This is a genomic window from Thauera sp. JM12B12 (genome assembly GCF_039614725.1).
GTDB lineage: Bacteria > Pseudomonadota > Gammaproteobacteria > Burkholderiales > Rhodocyclaceae > Thauera.
Genome location: NZ_CP154859.1, coordinates 1,035,007 through 1,054,660, shown reverse-complemented (window position 1 = coordinate 1,054,660; position 19,654 = coordinate 1,035,007). Strand labels below are relative to the sequence as shown.

At 68.3% G+C, this 19,654-nt stretch carries 15 protein-coding genes; 6 read left to right on the top strand and 9 right to left on the bottom strand.

The genetic code is table 11. From position 1 onward, the window contains the following. The first annotated feature begins 225 nt into the window (after positions 1-225). From AAG895_RS04600 to AAG895_RS04590, 3 genes are all read left to right on the top strand, one after another. Positions 226-3,795: an indolepyruvate ferredoxin oxidoreductase family protein gene (locus AAG895_RS04600; RefSeq protein WP_345794378.1), complete on the top strand. Its 3,570-nt coding sequence runs from the start codon at positions 226-228 to the stop codon at positions 3,793-3,795. A gap of 130 nt (positions 3,796-3,925) precedes the next feature. Next, positions 3,926-4,672: a class I SAM-dependent methyltransferase gene (locus tag AAG895_RS04595; RefSeq protein WP_345794377.1), complete on the top strand. Its 747-nt coding sequence runs from the start codon at positions 3,926-3,928 to the stop codon at positions 4,670-4,672. A 109-nt stretch (positions 4,673-4,781) separates the two neighbouring features. Next, positions 4,782-5,489: a hypothetical protein gene (locus AAG895_RS04590; protein WP_345794376.1), complete on the top strand. Its 708-nt coding sequence runs from the start codon at positions 4,782-4,784 to the stop codon at positions 5,487-5,489. 13 nt (positions 5,490-5,502) lie between these two features. Here AAG895_RS04590 and AAG895_RS04585 read toward each other — a convergent pair whose 3' ends face one another. Continuing rightward, on the bottom strand, positions 5,503-6,132 hold the full coding sequence (locus AAG895_RS04585; protein WP_345794375.1) for a response regulator transcription factor: 630 nt from the start codon (positions 6,130-6,132) through the stop codon (positions 5,503-5,505). Positions 6,133-6,387: 255 nt separating this feature from the next. Here AAG895_RS04585 and AAG895_RS04580 point away from each other — a divergent pair, with 255 nt between their 5' ends. The 3 genes from AAG895_RS04580 (at position 6,388) to AAG895_RS04570 (ending at position 9,752) form a co-directional block, all read left to right on the top strand. Beyond that, positions 6,388-7,308, top strand: coding sequence for an ABC transporter substrate binding protein (locus AAG895_RS04580; protein WP_345794374.1), 921 nt, complete (start codon positions 6,388-6,390; stop codon positions 7,306-7,308). Then, positions 7,305-9,227 (top strand): ATP-binding protein, encoded by a 1,923-nt coding sequence (locus tag AAG895_RS04575; RefSeq protein ID WP_345794373.1) that lies wholly within the window; start codon positions 7,305-7,307, stop codon positions 9,225-9,227. The genes AAG895_RS04580 and AAG895_RS04575 overlap by 4 nt, the downstream gene beginning before the upstream one ends. A gap of 102 nt (positions 9,228-9,329) precedes the next feature. Beyond that, the gene (locus AAG895_RS04570) at positions 9,330-9,752 is read left to right on the top strand and encodes a PhaM family polyhydroxyalkanoate granule multifunctional regulatory protein (protein WP_345794372.1); all 423 of its coding nucleotides are present in this window, start codon (positions 9,330-9,332) and stop codon (positions 9,750-9,752) included. Positions 9,753-9,796: 44 nt separating this feature from the next. Here AAG895_RS04570 and AAG895_RS04565 read toward each other — a convergent pair whose 3' ends face one another. The 8 genes from AAG895_RS04565 to AAG895_RS04530 form a co-directional block, all read right to left on the bottom strand. Further along, entirely contained in the window at positions 9,797-10,984 is a 1,188-nt protein-coding gene (locus AAG895_RS04565; RefSeq protein WP_345794371.1) for a CaiB/BaiF CoA-transferase family protein, read from the bottom strand. A 78-nt stretch (positions 10,985-11,062) separates the two neighbouring features. Then, a complete protein-coding gene (locus AAG895_RS04560) occupies positions 11,063-12,298 on the bottom strand; it encodes an AMP-binding protein (protein WP_345794370.1) in 1,236 nt (411 codons plus the stop codon). Positions 12,299-12,347: 49 nt separating this feature from the next. Beyond that, the gene (locus AAG895_RS04555) at positions 12,348-13,163 is read right to left on the bottom strand and encodes an ABC transporter ATP-binding protein (RefSeq protein ID WP_345794369.1); all 816 of its coding nucleotides are present in this window, start codon (positions 13,161-13,163) and stop codon (positions 12,348-12,350) included. Positions 13,164-13,228: 65 nt separating this feature from the next. Further along, a complete protein-coding gene (locus tag AAG895_RS04550; protein WP_345794368.1) occupies positions 13,229-14,560 on the bottom strand; it encodes an ABC transporter substrate-binding protein in 1,332 nt (443 codons plus the stop codon). Positions 14,561-14,610: 50 nt separating this feature from the next. Continuing rightward, entirely contained in the window at positions 14,611-15,687 is a 1,077-nt protein-coding gene (locus AAG895_RS04545; RefSeq protein ID WP_345794367.1) for a branched-chain amino acid ABC transporter permease, read from the bottom strand. A 15-nt stretch (positions 15,688-15,702) separates the two neighbouring features. After that, positions 15,703-16,632 carry a branched-chain amino acid ABC transporter permease gene (locus AAG895_RS04540; protein ID WP_345794366.1) on the bottom strand — a complete coding sequence of 310 codons (930 nt, stop codon included), beginning with the start codon at positions 16,630-16,632 and terminating at the stop codon, positions 15,703-15,705. A 12-nt stretch (positions 16,633-16,644) separates the two neighbouring features. After that, positions 16,645-17,463, bottom strand: coding sequence for an ABC transporter ATP-binding protein (locus AAG895_RS04535; RefSeq protein ID WP_345795226.1), 819 nt, complete (start codon positions 17,461-17,463; stop codon positions 16,645-16,647). Between the two features lie 17 nt (positions 17,464-17,480). Continuing rightward, positions 17,481-19,466, bottom strand: a complete 1,986-nt coding sequence (locus AAG895_RS04530; RefSeq protein ID WP_345794365.1) for an AMP-binding protein — start codon at positions 19,464-19,466, stop codon at positions 17,481-17,483. Between the last annotated feature and the right edge of the window lie 188 nt (positions 19,467-19,654).

Genomic DNA, 19,654 nt, shown 5'->3' with positions numbered 1-19,654 from the left:
CGGGCCCGGGCAACTTCCCTCCCGGCCACTGGTCGACACCTCGGACGCGACATGCGCTGCCGGGCGCGCTTGCCCTCGGCCGGCGCTTGCGGGTAATCAGCGATTGAGCCCCACAGGGCGCAGGTCTAGTCTGAATCGAGGCGCTCCGTCGTCGTCGCCCACGAGGCGGGGATTGCGGGGTTGCGCGGCATCCGACGCCACCACCCAAGGCAGGAGGAGACGACCATGGCAGAAGCCGACCTGGGCGCAGTCAGCCGCGCCCCGAGCCTGGACGACAAATACACCCGCGAATCGGGACGTGTCTATCTGAGCGGCTACCAGGCGCTGGTGCGGCTGCTGCTGATCCAGAAGGCGCGCGACGAAGCCGCGGGGCTCAACACCGCGGGCTTCGTCTCCGGCTACCGGGGCTCGCCGCTCGGCGGCCTGGACCAGACGCTCTGGAAGGCACGCAAGCACCTGCAGACACGCCATATCGTTTTTCAACCCGGTGTAAACGAAGATCTTGCCGCCACCGCCGTGTGGGGCTCGCAGCAGGTCAACCTCAACCCACAGGCCGAGTACCAGGGCGTGTTCGCGATGTGGTACGGCAAGGGCCCGGGCGTGGACCGCTGCGGCGACGTGTTCCGTCACGCCAACGCCGCCGGCAGTTCGAGGCTTGGCGGCGTGCTGGTGGTCGCCGGCGACGACCACGCCGCGAAGTCCTCGAGCCTGCCCCACCAGACCGACCACTTCTTCAAGTCGATGATGATCCCGGTGCTGGCTCCGGCGGGGGTCCAGGAGTACATCGACTTCGGTGTCCACGGCTACGCGCTCTCGCGTTACTCCGGCTGCTGGGTGGCCTTCAAGGCGCTCGCCGACACCGTGGAGACTTCGGCGTCGGTAGATGTGGACCCGGGGCGCGTGCAGGTGCAGATTCCCACGGACTTCGCGCTGCCGCCCGAGGGCCTCAACATCCGCTGGCCGGACCCTCCTCTGGTGCAGGAAAAGCGCCTGCTGCACCACAAGCTCTACGCCGCGCTCGCGTACGCACGCGCGAACCGCCTCAACCGCGTCGTCATCGATTCGCCCGCGCCGCGCCTGGGCATCATCACGTGCGGCAAGAGCTACCTCGACGTCCGTCAGGCCTTCGACGACCTCGGCATCGACGATGCACTTGCCGCCGAGATCGGCATCCGGCTCTACAAGGTCGGCATGGTATGGCCGCTCGAGACCGACGGCGTGCGCCACTTTGCCGAGGGGCTGGACGAGATTCTGGTCGTGGAAGAGAAGCGCCAGCTGCTCGAGTATCAGCTCAAGGAAGAGCTTTACAACTGGCGCGAGGACGTGCGCCCGCGCGTGATCGGCAAGTTCGACGAAAAGGGCGAGTGGGCGCGTATCGGCCGCGCCGACGGCACCGTCGATCACGGCGACTGGCTGCTGCCCGCTGCCGGCGAGCTCACCCCGGCGATGATTGCGCGCGTGATCGCCGCGCGCATCGACCGCTTCTTCACCTCCGAGCGCATCCGCGACCGGCTCGCCTTTCTCGAGGCCAAGGAGCGCGCCCTCGAGCACCGCAGCTTCACCGCCGACCGCGTGCCCACCTTCTGCTCGGGCTGCCCGCACAACACCTCCACCCACGTGCCCGCGGGCAGCCGCGCGGTGGCGGGCATCGGCTGCCACTACATGGTCACCTGGATGCCCGAGCGCCGCACCTCGACCTTTACCCACATGGGCGGCGAAGGCGTGCCCTGGGTGGGCCAGGCGCCGTTCACCCGGGAGAAGCACATCTTCGCCAACCTCGGCGACGGCACGTACTTCCATTCCGGCCTGCTGGCGATCCGCCAGGCGGTGGCGGCGAAGGTGAACATCACCTACAAGATCCTCTACAACGACGCGGTGGCGATGACCGGCGGGCAACCCCACGACGGCCCGCTCGACGTGCCCACCATCGTGCGCCAACTGCAGGCCGAGGGCGTGCACAACATCGTGGTGGTCACCGACGGCACGGAGCGCGCCTACGGCCCCGCCGACGTCCCGCACGTGCCGATCCGCCACCGCGAGGAACTCGACGCGATCCAGCGCGAGCTGCGCGAATCGGGTGGTGTCACCGCGCTGATCTACGACCAGACCTGCGCTGCCGAGAAGCGCCGGCGCCGCAAGCGCGGCACCTTCCCCGACCCGGCCCGCCGCGTGTTCATCAACGAGGCCGTGTGCGAGGGCTGCGGCGACTGCGGCATCCAGTCGAACTGCATGTCGATCCTGCCGGTGGAGACCGAGTTCGGCCGCAAGCGCCAGATCGACCAGTCCTCGTGCAACAAGGACTACTCCTGCCTGAAGGGCTTCTGCCCCAGCTTCATCACCATCGAGGGCGGACAGCTGCGGCGCGGCAAGGCGCTCGCCACCGACGACACGCGTTTCGGCACCCCGCCCGCGCCGACCCTGCCCGATGCCACCACGCCGTACGGCATCCTGGTGACCGGCGTCGGCGGCACCGGCGTGATCACCATCGGCGCACTGATCGGAATGGCGGCCCACCTCGACGGCAGAGGCGTCACCGTGCTCGACATGACCGGTCTCGCGCAGAAGGGCGGCTCGGTATACAGCCACATCCGCATCGCCAGTCACCCGGACGACCTGCATGCGGTACGCATTGCCGCGGGCGAGGCAGACGCCGTGATCGGTGGCGACCTCATCGTCAGCGCCAGCATCGAGGCCCTCGCCAAGATGGCTGCCGGGCGGACGCGCGCGGTGGTCAACCTCGCCGAGACGCCAACCTCGGAGTTCGCCCACAACCCGGACTGGCAGTTCCCGCTGCGGCGCATGCAGAAGGCGATCCGCGAGGCGCTCGGGCTATCGGCCGACGCGCCCGACGGAGCGCGCCTGCGCTTCGTCGATGCGCAGGCGCTGGCCACGCGGCTGCTCGGCGATGGCATCGCCACCAATCTCTTCCTGCTGGGCTTCGCCTGGCAGCAAGGCATGGTGCCGGTGTCGGAGTCCGCACTGATGCAGGCGATCGAACTCAACGGCGTGGCGATCGACATGAACCGCAAGGCCTTCCTGTGGGGGCGGCGCGCCGCTCACGACCTCGCTGCAGTCGAGCGTCATGCCCTGCCCCCGGCGCCGGTCCCGCTGCGTCCGCCCGGACTCGAGCAGATCGTCGCTCGCCGCGTCGAAGCGCTCACCGCCTACCAGGATGCGGCCTACGCCGCACGCTATCGCAGCCTGGTCGAGCGTGTGCGCGACCTGGAGGCCCGGCGCGCGGGCGCGGGCAGCACCCGGCTCGCCGAGGCTGTCGCCCACAACTACTTCAAGCTGCTCGCGTACAAGGACGAATACGAGGTGGCACGGCTGTACGCCGACCCGGCGTTCTGGGAGAAGGTCGAGGCACGCTTCGAGGGCGACTACACGGTGCGCTTCCACCTCGCCGCGCCGCTGCTCGCGCGGCCCGACCCGAATACCGGCCACATCGCCAAGCGCAGCTTCGGCCCGGGCATGATGCGCGTGTTCCGCCTGCTCGCCCGGCTCAAGCACCTGCGCGGCACGCGCTGGGACCCCTTCGGCTACACAGCCGAGCGGCGTGCCGAACGCGCGCTGATCGCCGAGTACGAGCGCGACGTCGCAGAACTGCTCGACACGCTGAGCTACGATCGGCTACCGCTCGCACTCGAGATTGCCCGCCTGCCGGAGGACATCCGCGGCTTCGGCCACGTCAAGGCGTACGCGATGCAGGCCGCGGCCAAGCGACGTCGCGCATTGTTCGCGCGCTGGCGCGAGAGCCCAGCCCCGGCGTCGGCCGGGGAGCGCGCGGTGGCATGAGGCAAACGGGCGTCGAGGCGCTTCCGGCAGGGAGCGCCGATGCTCGCCGCGCCGCCCCCCCCTGCCCCGCTGCGGGCCAGGGGCACGCGGGGCTATGATGCGTGCCCGTGCCACCGCCGCCCCGCTGCCCATGCCCCCTGCCCTCAAAGCCCTGCTCTCTCAGGTCGCCGGCCTGGCGATCGCCTTCGCACTCGCGCGCGCGGGCCTGGTTGCCGGGCTGTGGCCGCTGGTCGGCGTCCAGGCGCTCGGAGCCACGGTTGCCGCCACCGCCTTGAACAGTGCGCGCTGGTGGCTGCCGATCCATCTCTGCTTCCTGCCGCTCGTGGTCGGCGCACACGGGCTAGACCTGCACCCAGGCGTCTATCTCGGCGCCTTCGTGCTGCTCGTGCTGGTCTACTGGACCAGCTTCCGCACGCAGGTGCCGCTCTACCTGAGCAACCGAGACACCGCGCGCGCCGTGGCGGAACTCCTGCCGGCGCGACCGGCCCGCCTGCTCGACATTGGCGCCGGCACCGGCTCCCTGCTGCGCCCGCTCGCGCGCGCGCGCCCCGACTGCCACTTCACCGGCGTCGAGCTCGCCCCCGCCACGTGGCTGGTCGGCCGCCTGCTCGCCGCCGGCATGGCGAACCTGGACTGCCAGCGCGGCGACCTCTTCGCCCGTCCGTGGCACGACTACGACCTGGTATATGCCTTCCTGTCGCCGGTGCCGATGGCCGAGGTATGGCAGAAGGCGGCAAGGGAACTGCGCCCGGGCAGCGTGCTCCTCAGCAACAGCTTCCCGGTGCCCGGCCGCGAGGCCGACTTCGTGGTGGAGGTCGGAGATCGCCGCGCCACCCGCCTCTACGGCTACCGCATCGGGCAGCGCGCGCACGCCTGAAGTGCCTGAATAGCGGTCCCGAACGGGCGCTTTTCCAGCGCTTGTCCTTGCCTGCCGGCGCCGATAATGCGCAGCGTGAACTGGACTGCAAGTGAAGGACTGAAGCGTCATGGCTGAGATCATCTGCGTGATCGGCAACAAGGGCGGGACCGGCAAGACCACGCTTTCGCACATGCTGTGCCAGGGCCTCGGCCTGCTCGGCCAGCGCGCGGCCTGCGTGCTCACCGACACCAGCCGCGAACCCCTGAACCCCGCGGGACGACGCTACGTGATCGCCGACGCCCGCACGCGCGACGCGCTCACCAAGGTTGTCGACAAGCTGCGCACCCTCGACGACTGGGTCGGCGTCATCGACGGCGGCGGCAACCGCACCGAGATGGACCGCAAGCTGTATGCCCTGTCGGACATCGTGCTGCTGCCCTTCCGCGAGTCGCACGAGGACATCCGCACCGTCCTGCGCGACCTCGAGATGTTCCCGCGCGCCTACGCGGTACCCACCCAGTGGCCCCACAATCCTTGGCAGCGCGAGGCCGCCGACCGCACCGTGGCGCAGTTGCTGGGTGCCTACCGCCATCGCATCCTGCGTCCGGTCAATGCCCTTTCATCGACCAAGCTGCTGCTGCAGAAGCACATACCCGAACAGCTGCCGAGCCCGCTTGCCAATGCCTGCCGCGCAGTCGCACGACAGGTGCTCGAGGTGCTCGAGATCGACTTCACCGAGCAGGTCGCTGAGGACGAGACGGCCGCAGCGATGGAAACACTGCCCGCGGCCGAGATGCCGCTGCGCCTCACCCACGGCGCGCGCCGGCCGCACTGAGCCGCGACGCCACTCAGAGGCGCGCCCCGCTGCGCGCGATGGCCACGAGCGCCTGCGAACGGCTGCTGACGCCCAGCGCACGATAGATCGCCGTCATGTGCACCTTTACCGTCCCTTCCGTGAGACCGAGCAGATCGGCAATCTCGCGGTTGCTGCGCCCACCGGCGAGCAGCTCGAGCACCCTCGCCTGCGCCGCGGTGAGACCGTAGCGGTCGACAGGTGTCCGTGGCGCCGGGCGCACCGCACCGGCCGCGCTGCGCACCGGCGTGGGCACGCCGCCGTCGAGCGCCTCGCGCACCGCCTGCACCAGCACTTCGCCCGAGCTCGCCTTGGACACGAAGCCGGAGGCCCCCGCCTTGAGCGCACGTCGCACCGAGGCGTCGTCGTCCATCGCCGACACCACGATCGCCGGCACGTCCGGGAACCGCTTGCCGAGGATGGCGAGGAGCGAGAAGCCGTTCACTTCGGGCAGCATCAGGTCGATCAGCGCCAGGTCGATGTCGGGGTGCTGCTCGAGCAAGGAGAGCGCTTCGCCCCCTTCGGCGGCCTCGATGCAGCTCAGGCCGGGCTCCAGCCGGGCGAGGCGCTGGGCCATCGCCTCGCGCACCAGCGCGTGGTCTTCAACGATGAGGATCTTCGTCATGTCCTGCACGCGGCGTGATGCCGCTCCAACGGGTCGAGCGCGGGAACATAACATGACGAATGCACCACCCCCTATGCCCCGGCGCACAAAGAGGCGAAAATCCGGGGTCGAGTCCCTCCGGTCGCCCTGCCGCGGCCGGCCACGCCCAAGCCCGCCGCGTCCGTCCGCCAATTCGCCCATGCCTTCGAAACCATTCGCGCGCGCCTGCACGACGCTCGGCGAGCCTTGGCGTCCGCCCGCGGAGCGACGGTTGTGATGGGCTGGCCGGCTTGGCGCAGGCGGACACTCGGCGCCCTGCTGTTCGCGTGCGCGCTGCTCGCCACCGGGGTCGCCGCGGCTCAGGTCGTGGTGATCGCCGACCCATCGAGCCCGTCGCACAACGAGGCGGTCGACAGTCTCGCCGCCGCACTCGCGCCCGAGCTCGCCATCCAAGTGCAGAGCGTGGCCGAGGCCGACGCGCGCGCACTTGCCGACGCCCGGCTGGTCGTCACCGTGGGCAGTGCTGCCGCACGCATGAGCGCCGCGCAGCAGATTGCCGCACCCGTGCTCCACGTCCTCCTGCCGCGCAGTACGCTGGAGGCGCTCGAACGACAGCCAGGCGCCCCCTGGAGCGCACTGCTGCTCGACCAGCCGGCCGAGCGCCAGGTCGCCCTGATCCGCCTCGCACTGCCCCGCCAGACACGCGTTGCAATCGTCACCGGTCCCGATACGCACAGCCGCGCGATCGAGCTTGGCGCGGCCGCGGCACATCGGGGGCTGGAGACGCACGTCGCGGCGGCCGATGAGATCGGCGCGCTGTACGCCGCGCTGCGCGCCGCGCTCGCACAACCCGCCGTGCTCGTCATCCCCCCGGACAGCCAGCTGTTCACCAGCCAGACCGTGCATCAGGTGCTGCTCACCGCATTCCGGCTGCGCTCGCCGGTGCTGGGGTATTCGGCCGCCTACGTGCGCGCCGGCGCGGTGCTCGGCCTGTACACCACACCCACCCAGGCGGGTCGCGAGGCGGCCTCGGTGGTGCGCCGGGTGCTGGCCGGCGCACCCATGCCCGCGCCCGGCCCGCACCAGCTGTTCGAGGTCGGAATCAATCCCACGGTGGCGCGGTCGTTCGGGGTCACGCTGCCGGACGCACAATGGCTGGCCGATACGCTGCAAGCACAGGAGAGGGTCGCGCAATGATCTCGGATTGGGGCGTACGCGCCCGCGTCACCTTCGTCGCCTTCGTACCGATGCTGGTGGTAGCCGCGGTGCTCACCGCCACCCACACCGGACTGCGCCTGTCCGAGCTCGACCAGGCCCTGCGCGCGCGGGCTCAGGCGCACGCGCGTCAGCTCGCCGCAGCGAGCGAATACGCGATCTTCGCCGGCGACCGCGAAACGCTGGGCCAACTCGCCGACACGCTGATGCTGGAGGACGACGTCGCCGCGGTGGCCATCCTCGGAGCCGACGGAACGACGCTGGCCAGCGCCGGCCGCTTCGCGATCGTGCTCGCGGGCACGGGGTCCGATCTTGCGCGCATGCAGGCGCTGGAGACCGCAGACGGGCGGTGGCTGCGCATCGTCGAACCGATCAGGCCGAGCCATCTGCTCAACGAGGATGTCCTCTCCGGAGGCCTGGTGCAGGATTCCGTGGCGCAGGCGCCGCTCGGGCGACTGGTCGTCGACATCTCGCTCGCGCGCCTCGAGCGGCGGCGCAGCGAACTCCTGCTCATCGCCGCCGGCTGGCTGCTCATCGCCGCGGTGGGCAGCCTGCTGCTCGCCCGACGCATGAGCCACAGCGTGAGCGGCCCGATACGCGAAGCCGCGGCCGCGGTGCTCAGCATCGGCCAGGGCAACCTGCAGCGCCGCGTGCGGGTCGCCGGCGGCGGCAGCCTGCGCGCCCTCGCCGAGGGCGTGAACGAGATGGCCGAACGGCTGGAGGACGCCCACGCCCTGATGGCGCGCCGCATCGAGGAAGCCACGGCCGAACTGCGCGCGCGCAAGGACGAGGCCGAGCGCGCCAATCTCGCCAAGTCGCGCTTCCTCGCCGCAGCCAGCCACGACCTGCGTCAGCCGCTGCATGCCCTCGGCCTGTTCCTGTCCGAACTGGCGCAGCAACCCCTGGATGCGCGCAGCCGCCAGCTCACCAACCGGCTGATGACCTCCACCGACGCGATGGAGGGCCTGCTCGACAGCCTGCTCGACATCTCGCGCCTCGACGCCGGCGTGCTTACGCCGGAGATCACGGTGTTCGACATGCATGCCAAGCTCGAGCACATCGTCGCTGCGCAGAGCAGCGCCGCCTCCGCCCGCGGCCTCAGGCTGCGCCTGCGCTGCCCGCCATGCTGGGCAAGGAGCGACGCCCTGCTGTTCGAGCGCATCGTCGCCAACCTGGTCAGCAACGCCATCCGCTACACGCCGCAGGGCGTCGTGCTCGTCGCCTGCCGGCGCCGCGGCGAACGCCTGCGCGTCGAGGTTCGCGACAGCGGCCTCGGCATCGCCCCTGAAGATCAGCAGGTGATCTTTCAGGAGTTCGTCCAGCTCGGCAACGCCGAACGCGCGCGCGACAAGGGCCTCGGCCTCGGCCTCGCGATCGTCCGCCGCCTGATCGACCTCCTCGGCCATCGCCTCGAGCTGCGCTCCACGCCCGGCCGCGGCTCGGTATTCGCAGTCGAGTTGCCGGCCGCGGCGCCCCCGCCGGCACCCGCCGGAGACCGCGGCGAAGCGCTGGCGCTGGGTCACTTCGACGACCTGCGGGTGCTCGTCGCCGACGACGACGAGTTGGCCCTGAGTGCGACCTCGAGCCTGCTCGCAGCCTGGGGCTGCGAAGTGTTCTGCGCACGTGACGCCGAGGCCTTGCTCGCGCTGCTCGCCCGCGTGCCCGCGCCCGACCTCCTGATCAGCGACCTTCGCCTGGGTGGAGAAACCGACGGTGTGCGCCTCATCGAGCGCGTACGCGCGCAGCCTGGGCTTGCCGCCCTGCCCGCGGTCCTCATCAGCGGCGACATCGCCCCCGAGACCCTCGCGCGCGTCCAGGTCGCCGGGGTGCAACTGCTGCACAAGCCGGTCCGCCCCGCCCGCCTGCGCGCGCTGATGCATCGCCTGCTGGTCGCGCAGTGAGCCTTCTCGGCGCGGCCGATGCCATCCACCGTTCGATTTGCGCAGCGGTGCCGGCGCATCGGTTAATATCGAGCGATGTCGTCAACCCGAGGGAGCAACCCAATGACAAAGGATCAAAACGCCCAGGATCCGCTCGACTTCGTGCGCGGGATGTGGAATCAGATGGGCTTCTCCCTGCCCGGCATGGTCACCCCCACGCTCGATGTCGACGAGCTCGACAAGCGCATCACCGACATGCGCGCGGTCGAAGGCTGGCTGAAGATGAACCTGAACATGCTGCAGATGAGCATCCAGGGGCTCGAGGTGCAGCGCGCTGCGCTCGCGGCCGTCAAGGCGATGAGCCAGCAGGCGCAGCAGGGAGCCGAGGGCAGCGGCGAAGCCGGCGCCAATCCTTTCGCCGCCGCGGCGGCGATGTGGCCGTGGAACATGATGACCAACAACGCCGAGGCTCAGCCTGCAGCGGAGACCGGCGAACCGAAGGCGCAAGCACGCGGCACCCGTCGCAAGGCACCCGCCGACAAGTAATCCGCCTGGCACGGGGCCGCCACCTGCGGCCCCCGGATCGAAGCTCAGATCACGCCCGCCGCGCGTAGCCGCGCCATTTCCGCCTCGGCCACGCCGAGCCCGGCGAGGATCGCCTCGCTGTCGGCGCCTGCGCGCGCAGGCGCGGCACGCGGCGCGTGCACGGGCATGCCGCTCAGACTTACGGCGCGACCGAACTGCGGCGCGCCCTCGACCTCGACCACCATGCCGCGCGCCCGCAACTGCGGGTTCTGCAGGCTCTCCTCGAGGCGCAGCACGGGCGTGACGCAGCAGTCGACCTCATCGAACACCGCCACCCAGTCACGCTGGCTCCGACTGCGGAAGATCGCCGCGAGCGCTTCGCGCGCCTGCGCGCCCGCCTCGCCCTCTGCCAGATGGGCAGGCTTGAGTTCCGGCCGACCCACGGTATCGCACAGCAGGTGCCAGAACTTCTCCTCCAGCGCGCCGACCGCCATATGGCGGCCGTCGGCCGTCTCGTACACCCCGTAGCAGGGCACGCCGCCCGTGAGCAGATCCTCGCCGCGCGGCTTTACCCGCCCGTGCGCGAGCACTTCGGCGAGCGGAAAAATCATGTGAGCGAAGCTGGTGTCGGTCATCGAGACGTCTACATGGCGTCCCTGCCCGCTGCGGCGGGCGTCGAAGAGCGCCATCATGATGCCCGTCACCGCTCCCATGGTGCCGCCGAGCAGGTCGCCCACCTGCAGGTTGGACAGCCCGGGCGGCCCGCCTGCGCTGCCGATCTGGTCGAGCACGCCCGCATAGCCGAGGTAGTTGATGTCGTGACCGGCACGCAGTGCGTAGGGACCGGTCTGGCCGTAGCCGGAAATGCTGCATAGCACCAGACTGGGCTTGCGCTCGGCAAGCGCGGTGTAACCGAGGCCGAGACGCTCCATCACCCCCGGCCGGAAACCCTCGACCACGACGTCGGCGGTATCGACCAGGCGCAGGAAGAGCGCCCGACCCTCTGGCTGCTTGAGATCGAGGCGCAGGCTGCGCTTGTCGCGGTTGACCAGCTGGTAGAACCAGCTCGTCTCGCCCCCCATCGCACCCATCGTGCGCGCATAGTCACCGGCGGCCGTATCCTCCACCTTGATGACTTCGGCGCCATGATCGGCAAGATGCTGGGTGGCGAGCGGCCCGGGCAGCAGGCGGGTGAGATCGAGCACGCGCACGCCCTCGAGCGGGGCGCGTGCGGTTTGAGCTTGAGCGGACATGCAATCTCCGGAACAGGGGCGCAGCGCGGCCGAGCACGCCGCGGCTGATCGCCCCGAGCCCGGTGACGCGGATTGCGCCTATTGATAGACCCGCACGTCGTCGATGACCTTGCCGTCGTTGGCAAGCGCCCCGGACGGCAGGAAGGCAACCTCGCCGCGCAGCTTGGTCAGCTCCCGGATGCTGGTGGCGATCGCACCGGCCAGGGTCTCGCTGCCGCCACCGGCCACCTCGCACATCAATGTCATGCGGTCGTTGAGCCCGGGATTATCCACCACAAGGCGGGCGCGGGTGATCTCGGGGTGACGGCGCACCACCTGGGCGACCTGCCCGGGATGCACGAACATTCCCTTGACCTTGGTGGTCTGGTCCGCACGCCCCATCCAGCCCCTGATGCGCACATTGGTCCGTCCGCAGGGCGAGGCGCCAGGGAGAACCGCCGACAGGTCGCCGGTGCCGAAGCGGATCAGCGGATAGTCCGGGTTGAAGGTGGTCACCACCACCTCGCCCACCTCGCCGGGTGCGACCGGGTCGCCGGTACCGGGGCGGACGATCTCGAGCACGATGTCCTCGTCCACCACCATGCCCTCGCGCGCGGGTGTCTCGTAGGCGATCAGGCCGATGTCGGCAGTGGCGTAGGCCTGGAAGGCCTGGATGCCGCGCGCGGCGAAGGCCTCGCGCATGCTCGGCGGAAAGGCCTCGCCCGAGACGAAGGCCTTGGTGAAGGAGACGGCGACGCCGAGTTCGTCGGCCTTCTCGAGCAGGATGCGCAGGAAGGACGGCGTGCCGACGTAGGCGTTGGGCTGCAGGTCGGCGATCGCCGCGAGCTGCTGCTCGGTCTGCCCCACGCCGGCGGGAAAGACGGTGCAGCCGAGGGCGTGCGCGGCGGTCTCCATCATCGAGCCGGCGGGCGTGAAGTGATAGGAGAAGGTGTTGTGCACCAGGTCGCCGGCACGGAAACCGGCCGCGAACAGCGCGCGCGCGAGACGGTAGTAGTCGGGTCGCGCGCCCTCGGGCTCGTAGAGCGGACCGGGTGAGGCGAACACGCGCCGGCACGCGGCACCCCAGCCCACGGCGGCGAAACCGCCGAACGGGCGCGCCGCCTTCTGCATCTCGAGCAGCTCGGACTTGCGTGTGACGGGCAGCGTGGCGAGCGCCGCGCGGCTGGTCACCGAATCCGGGTCGACGTCGGCCAGCAGCCGGCCAAACGCCGGCGCAGCGGCGCGCGCATGGGCGATCTGGCCCGGCAGACGGGTTAGCAGCTCGCGCTCGCGGGCCTCGGGGTCGCGGGTCTCGCGCGTGTCGTGGAAATCCATCAGGGCTCCCCTGCTCGATGCGTAGTGAGTGATGTCGGTGGGGCGGGGCTCAGCTCAGCCAGCGCTTGCGGCGGCGGTAGTGCTTGACCTCGCGGAAGCTCTTGCGCCCCTCGCCCGACAGGCCGAGGTAGAACTCCTTGACGTCCTCGTTGTTCGAAAGCTCGCTCGCCGCGCCCTCCATGACGATGCGGCCGTTCTCCATGATGTAGCCGTAGTCGGCATAGCGCAGCGCCACCATGGTGTTCTGCTCGGCGAGCAGGAAGCTCACCTTTTCCTTGGCGTTGAGATCCTTGACGATCTCGAACACCTCCTCGACGATCAGCGGCGCCAGACCCATGGAAGGCTCGTCGAGCAGCACCACGCGTGGCTTCGCCATCAGCGCACGGCCGATCGCGCACATCTGCTGCTCGCCGCCCGAGGTGTAGGCTGCCTGGCTGTTGCGGCGCGTCTTGAGGCGCGGGAAATAGTTGTAGACCTTCTCCAGCGTCTCCTCGACCGCGGCCTTGCCGTCGGTGCGGGTGTAGGCGCCGGTGCGCAGGTTTTCCTCGATGGTCAGGTGGCCGAAGCAGTGCCGCCCCTCCATGACCTGTACGACGCCGCGCTTGACGAGATCGGCCGGTGTCAGCGCCTCGACGCGTTCGCCCTTGTATTCGACCGAGCCCTTGGTGACCTCGCCCCGCTCGCCCTTGAGCAGGTTGCTGACTGCCCGCAGCGTGGTCGTCTTGCCGGCGCCGTTGCCACCGAGCAGCGCGACGATGCTGCCTTCCTGCACCGACAGCGACACGCCCTTGAGCACCAGGATCACGTGGTTGTAGATGACCTCGATGTTGTTGACGCTGAGGAAGGTTGGGTTGGGTGCGTTCATGTTCGATTCCAGGAAAGAGCCTCCGCACCGCGTGGCGCGGAGGCGCGTTTCAACTCAGTGTCGACTTACTGCGCGCACTGCTCGGCGGTACGGCGCTGGATGCCCTTCTCGGCCGCGTACTTGGACGCCGCCTCGAGCACCATCGGACGCAGGACCTTGTCGTCGGCCTGGTACCAGTCGGAGCTGAACGCCCACTTGCTGCCGTCCCAGGAATGCACGCGCACCCACGACGAACCCATGTGGTCGGTGCAGGAGGTCTGCACCGGACGCATCACGCCGGCAAAGCCCATCGCATCGAGCTTGGCCTGGTCGAGGTTGAGGTTCTCGAGGCCCCAGCGCACCTGCTCGCCGGTCATGACCTTGCCCTTGCCGTAGCGCTCCTGCGCCTGGCGCACGCCTTCCACGCCCAGCATGGCGGAGATCAGGCCGCGCATGTACAGCACCGAGCCGACCTCGTCCTTCGGACCGGTGCCCTGGCCCTTGTCGTGCAGCGCCGCCACGATGTCCTTGACGACCTTGCTGTTGGGCTCGGCGCCATGCTGCAGCGCGAGCGCGCTATAGCCCTTGGCTCCGTCGCCGACATCCTTGACATCCGGCTCCGCACCCGCCCACCAGATGCCGAGCATCTTGTCGCGCGGATAGCCGGTTGCCTGGGCTTCCTTGATCGCGGTCGAGTTCATCACGCCCCAGCCCCACAGCAGCACGTGGTCCGGACGGTCACGACGAATCTGCAGCCAGGTCGCCTTCTGCTCGACGCCGGGATGGGCCACCGGCAGCAGTTGGAGGTCGAAGCCGTGCATCTTGGCGCGCTCCTGCAGCAGCGGGATCGGCTCCTTGCCGAAGGGGCTGTCGTGATACACGAGCGCGATCTTCTTGCCCTTCAGCTTGTCGAGTCCGCCCATCTGCTTGGCAATGTGCTGGATGGCGACGTCGGCGCCCACCCAGTACGAGCCCAGCAGCGGGAAGTTCCAGGTGAACACGGAACCGTCCTGCGACTCGCTGCGGCCATAGCCCGCGGTGATGAGCGGGATCTTGTCGACCGGCGCCTTGTCGGTGAGCGCAAAGGTCACACCGGTGGACAGCGGCTGGAACACGGTCGCGCCCTTGCCCTTGAGACGCTCGTAGCACTCGACGCCACGGTCGGTCGCATAGCCGAACTCGCACTCCTCGAACGACAGCTTGACGCCGTTCACGCCGCCCTGGGCATTGACCAGCTTCAGGTAATCGACGTAGCCGTTTGCCCACGGGTTGCCGTTGGCGGCGTAGGCGCCGGTGCGATAGACCAGCACCGGGAAGAACTGCTCCTGCGCCTGGGCCTGGGCAGCAGTGGAGAAGGTGGCGGACGACAGGCCCACCGTGGCGATGGCGGCCGCAAGGGCCAGGGTGCGGAATTTCATGAGTCTCCTCCTTGTAATAATCATCATGGGCACTGCGGGACGGCGCTGCATCAGTGCGGGAACGGCCACAGACGCAGTTTCTGCTTGGCGATCGACCACAGACGGGCGAGGCCATGGGGTTCGACGATCAGGAAGAAGATGATCAGCGAACCGAAGATGATGAACTCGGCGTGGGACACGCCGGCGGTCGATACGGAGACCCCGACCAGGCCGCCGAGGAAGGGCAGGAACTGATTGAGGAAGATCGGCAGGATCACGATGAAGGCGGCGCCGAAGAAGCTGCCCATGATCGAGCCCATGCCGCCGATGATGACCATGAACAGCAGCTGGAAGGAGCGATCGACCGAGAACGCCGCCGGCTCCCACGAGCCCAGATACACGAAGCCCCACAGCGCGCCGGCCACGCCGACGAAGAAGGAGCTCACCGCGAACGCCGACAGCTTGGCGAACATCGGGCGGATGCCGATCACCTCGGCGGCCACGTCCATGTCGCGGATCGCCATCCACTGGCGGCCGATGGCGGCGCGCGTCAGGTTCTTGGCGATCACCGCGAACACCACCACGAAGGCGAGGCAGAACAGGTACTTCTCGACCGGCGAGTCGATCACCCAGCCGAGCACCTCGAGCTTGGCCACCGACACCGAGCCGGACGAGGAGTAGTTGGTGAACCAGCCGATGCGCAGGAAAGCCCAGTCGCACAGGAACTGCGCGGCCAAGGTCGCCACTGCAAGGTAGAGGCCGCGCACGCGCAGGCTGGGGATGCCGAACAGGATGCCGAAGGCGGCCGCCGCGGCCCCGCCGAGGAGCATGGCCAGGATCAGCGGCATGCCGTCGATGCGCACCATGAAGTTGTACGCCGCATACGCCCCGATCGCCATGAAGGCGCCCGCCCCCAGCGTGATCTGCCCGCAATAGCCCACCAGCAGATTTACCCCGAGTGCGGCCAGGGACAGCACCAGGAACGGAATCAGGATGGCGCGGAACATGTACTCGTCGGCCAGCATCGGCACGGCAAGCACGGCGAAGGCGATCAACCCGTAGACGAACCACTTGTCCTGGGCAATGGTGAAGATCTGCTGGTCGGCCGCGTAGCTCGTCTTGAACTGGCCGTTTTCACGATAGAACACTGTTATGTCTCCCGGTCAGACGCGGTTGATGATCTTTTCGCCGAACAGGCCCTGCGGCCGGAACAGCAGCACGATCAGCGCCATCACATAGGCGAACCAGATCTCGATGCCGCCGCCGACGAAGGGGCCGAGGTACACCTCGGAGAGCTTCTCGCCGACACCGATGATCAATCCGCCGACGATCGCGCCCGGCACCGAGGTCAGGCCGCCGAGGATCACCACCGGCAGCGCGCGCAGCGCCACGGTCACGAGCGAGAACTGCACGCCCATCTTCGACCCCCAGATGATGCCGGCCACCAGCGCCACCAGGCCGGCGACGCACCACACGATCACCCAGGTCTTGTTGAGCGGGATGCCCACCGACTGCGCGGCCTGGTGGTCGTCCGCCACCGCACGTAGGGCGCGGCCGATCGCGGTCTTCTGGAAGAAGATGGTGAGGCCGCCCACCAGCACCGCGGCGAGCGCGGCGGCGATGAAGTCCTCCTTGTTGATCATCACGCCGCCTTCGACCAGACCCTCGAACATGATCACCGGGTCCTTGGGCATGCCGACGTTGATCGAGTAGATCTCGCTGCCGAAGAAGGTCTGGCCGAGGCCCTCGAGCACGTAGGCGATGCCAAGGGTCACCATCAGCAGCGTGGCGCCTTCCTGGTTCACCAGCTTGCGCAGCACGAAGCGCTCCACGCCCCATGCCACGATGAACATCACCACGCCGGCGCCGATGATGCCGATCACGTTGGCCAGGAACAGGCTGTCGCCGCCCAGCGCCGCGTTCGCCCATTCGGAAAAGCGCGCCATCGCGAGCGCGGCGACCAGCACCATCGCGCCCTGGGCGAAGTTGAACACGCCCGAGGCCTTGAAGATGAGCACGAAGCCCAGGGCCACCAGCGAGTACAGCATGCCGGTCATCAGCCCGCCCAACATCGTTTCGATAAAGAATCCCATGTTCCGCTCCGCTCAGTGACCGCTGCCCAGGTAGGCGTTGATGACGTCCTGGTTGTTGCGCACTTCGTCCGGCGTGCCATCGCCGATCTTCTTGCCGTAATCGAGCACGACGACGCGGTCGGAGATGTCCATGACCACGCCCATGTCATGCTCGATCAGCACGATCGTGGTGCCGAACTGGTCGCTGATATCGAGGATGAAGCGGCACATGTCCTGCTTCTCCTCCACGTTCATGCCCGCCATCGGCTCGTCGAGGAGCAGGATCTGCGGCTCCATCGCCAGCGCGCGGCCAAGGTCGACGCGCTTCTGCAGGCCGTAGGGCAGCGCGCCCACCGGGGTCTTGCGGATGTGCTGGATCTCGAGGAAGTCGATGATCTCCTCGACCTTCTCGCGGTGGGCGATCTCCTCGCGCAGCGCCGGACCCAGCCACAGCGCCTGCTGGAAGATGTTCGCCTTCATCTTCAGGTTGCGCCCGGTCATGATGTTGTCGAGCACGCTCATGCCCTTGAACAGCGCGATGTTCTGGAAGGTGCGCGCGATGCCCTGCTGGGCCGCCATGTGCGGCTCCATCTTCTTGCGCTCCTCGCCGCGGAACATGATCCGGCCTTCCTGCGGGTGATACACGCCGTTGATCACGTTGAGCATCGAGCTCTTGCCCGCGCCGTTGGGGCCGATGATCGCGCGCACCTCGTGCTCGCGGATGTTGAAGCTGATGTCGGTCAGCGCCTTCACGCCCCCGAAACGCAGCGAGATGTTCTGCAGGTCGAGGATCACGTCGCCGAAGCGGCGGCCCGCCTGCGCCCCAGCGGGCGAAGTATTCATGTCGGTCATCTTCATGCCTCGTCTCCTCAGGCCGCGCGCTTGCCAGCCTGCGGCGCAAAGGTCTTCACTTCCTCGATGCGCAGGTCGGCGGAGACCTTGCCGGTGCGGCCGTCCTCGTACTTGACCTGGGTCTCGATGAACTGGGTCTTGCGGCCTTCGAACATGGCGTCGATCAGCGTGCCGTACTTCTCGGCGATGAAGTTGCGCCGCACCTTGCGCGTGCGGGTCAGCTCGCCATCGTCGGCATCGAGTTCCTTGTGCAGGATCAGGAAGCGCTTGATCTGCGAGCCGCTCATGTTGGGGTCGGCGGCGAGATCGACGTTGACCTTCTCCACGCAGTCGCGGATCAGCTCATACACTGCCGACTGCTGGGCGAGGTCGGCGTAGCCGGAATAGGCCATGCCCTTCTTTTCGGCCCAGTTGCCGACCGCTTCGAGATCGATGTTGATGAAGGCGGTGACGAAGTCCTTGCCGTTGCCGAAGGTCACCGCCTCCTTCACGTGCTGGAAGAACTTGAGCTTGTTCTCGATGTAGTTGGGCGCGAACATCGTGCCGTCGGACATCTTCCCGACGTCCTTGGCGCGGTCGATGATCTTGAGGTGGCCGTCCTCGTCGAAGAAGCCTGCGTCGCCGGTCATGAAGTAACCTTCGGCGTTGATCGACTCGGCGGTGGCGTCCGGGCGCTTGTAGTAGGCCTTGAGCAGCATCGGCCCCTTGACCAGGATCTCGCCGTTCTCGGCGAGCTTGACCTCGACGAAGGGCGCCGGCTTGCCGACCGAGTCGAGCTTGATCTCGCCGTCCGGCTGCAGGCAGACATAGGCGCAGGTCTCGGTCTGACCATAGAGCTGCTTGAGGTTGATGCCGATCGAGCGATAGAAGCGGAACAGATCGGGGCCGATCGCCGCGCCGGCGGTGTAGGCGACGCGGATGCGGCTCATGCCGAGCACGTTCTTCAGCGGGCCATACACCAGCAGGTTGCCCAGCCAGTACTGGAAACGATCGCCGCCCGACACCGGCTTGCCGTCGAGGATGTCCGCGCCGCACCGGCGGGCCACATCCATGAAGTGATGGAAGAGCTTGCGCTTGATGCTTCCGGCGTCCTCCATGCGGATCATCACCTGGGTGAGCAGGTTCTCGAACACGCGCGGCGGCGCAAAGTAGTAGGTCGGCCCGATCTCGCGCAGGTCGGTCATCACGGTCTCGCCCGACTCGGGGCAGTTGATCGTGAAGCCGGCGACCATCGCCTGAGCAAAGGAGAACAGGTGATCACCCACCCAGGCCATCGGCAGGTAGGACAGGATGTCCTCCTTGTCGGTGAGCCGGTCGAACTGCATGCCGCCGCGCGCCGCGGCGATGAAGGCGCCGTGGGTCTGGCACACGCCCTTGGGCTTGCCGGTGGTGCCCGAGGTATACAGCATGATCGAGATGTCGTCGGAGGCACCCTTGTCGATCTCCCCGGCGAGGAAGTCGGACTGGTTGCGGTCGTGGATCCGCCCCATCTCCTGCAGTTCGTCCAGCCCCATCAGCAGGGTCTGGGTGTAATGGCGCATGCCGCGCGGGTCGTCGTAGATGACGTGCTCGAGCGCAGGCGCCTCGCCGACGATCTCGAGCATCTTGTCGACCTGCTCCTGGTCCTCGACGATCGCGAACTTGATCTCGGCGTCCTGGAGCACATAGACCATCTCCTGTGCCACCGCGTCCTGGTACATCATCACCGGGATGCCGCCCAGGCACTGGCAGGCCGCCACCGACCAGTACAGCCGGGGCCGGTTGTCGCCGACAACGGCGAGACGATCGCCGCGCTTGAATCCGAGCTGCGCCAGCCCGCAGGCGATCGCGCGCACGTTCTCTGCCACCTGCGCCCAGGTGTAGGTCTGCCAGATGCCGTATTCCTTCTCGCGCATCGCCGGCTGCTGCGGACGCACCCTGGCGTGGTGCATCAGGTAGCGCGGGAAGGTATCCAGCACTGCCTCGGCCTGCCCGTGGTCGGACGCGCTCGTGCGTGTGTCCATGCCACACTCCTCCTTTGGTCTTGTCCTGTCTGTCTCGACACCCGGGCCCTTGGTGTTCTGTTGGAAGGCCCTGGCGGGACGCACTCACGCGTCCGATCCAGTTCAGGCTGGAGTGTGGCAAGCCACTTTTGCGCAACTGTTTGCGGAATGTACTGAATTGTTGCAGCGGTACGCCCCGGCGCGGGACC

What these genes read in the sequence shown, in the direction of transcription:
- AAG895_RS04600 (WP_345794378.1), top strand. Translation starts at nt 226, where the DNA reads ATGGCAGAAGCCGACCTGGGCGCAGTCAGCCGCGCCCCGAGCCTGGAC.
- AAG895_RS04595 (WP_345794377.1), top strand. Translation starts at nt 3,926, where the DNA reads ATGCCCCCTGCCCTCAAAGCCCTGCTCTCTCAGGTCGCCGGCCTGGCG.
- AAG895_RS04590 (WP_345794376.1), top strand. Translation starts at nt 4,782, where the DNA reads ATGGCTGAGATCATCTGCGTGATCGGCAACAAGGGCGGGACCGGCAAG.
- AAG895_RS04585 (WP_345794375.1), bottom strand. Translation starts at nt 6,132, where the DNA reads ATGACGAAGATCCTCATCGTTGAAGACCACGCGCTGGTGCGCGAGGCG.
- AAG895_RS04580 (WP_345794374.1), top strand. Translation starts at nt 6,388, where the DNA reads ATGGGCTGGCCGGCTTGGCGCAGGCGGACACTCGGCGCCCTGCTGTTC.
- AAG895_RS04575 (WP_345794373.1), top strand. Translation starts at nt 7,305, where the DNA reads ATGATCTCGGATTGGGGCGTACGCGCCCGCGTCACCTTCGTCGCCTTC.
- AAG895_RS04570 (WP_345794372.1), top strand. Translation starts at nt 9,330, where the DNA reads ATGACAAAGGATCAAAACGCCCAGGATCCGCTCGACTTCGTGCGCGGG.
- AAG895_RS04565 (WP_345794371.1), bottom strand. Translation starts at nt 10,984, where the DNA reads ATGTCCGCTCAAGCTCAAACCGCACGCGCCCCGCTCGAGGGCGTGCGC.
- AAG895_RS04560 (WP_345794370.1), bottom strand. Translation starts at nt 12,298, where the DNA reads ATGGATTTCCACGACACGCGCGAGACCCGCGACCCCGAGGCCCGCGAG.
- AAG895_RS04555 (WP_345794369.1), bottom strand. Translation starts at nt 13,163, where the DNA reads ATGAACGCACCCAACCCAACCTTCCTCAGCGTCAACAACATCGAGGTC.
- AAG895_RS04550 (WP_345794368.1), bottom strand. Translation starts at nt 14,560, where the DNA reads ATGAAATTCCGCACCCTGGCCCTTGCGGCCGCCATCGCCACGGTGGGC.
- AAG895_RS04540 (WP_345794366.1), bottom strand. Translation starts at nt 16,632, where the DNA reads ATGGGATTCTTTATCGAAACGATGTTGGGCGGGCTGATGACCGGCATG.
- AAG895_RS04535 (WP_345795226.1), bottom strand. Translation starts at nt 17,463, where the DNA reads ATGACCGACATGAATACTTCGCCCGCTGGGGCGCAGGCGGGCCGCCGC.
- AAG895_RS04530 (WP_345794365.1), bottom strand. Translation starts at nt 19,466, where the DNA reads ATGGACACACGCACGAGCGCGTCCGACCACGGGCAGGCCGAGGCAGTG.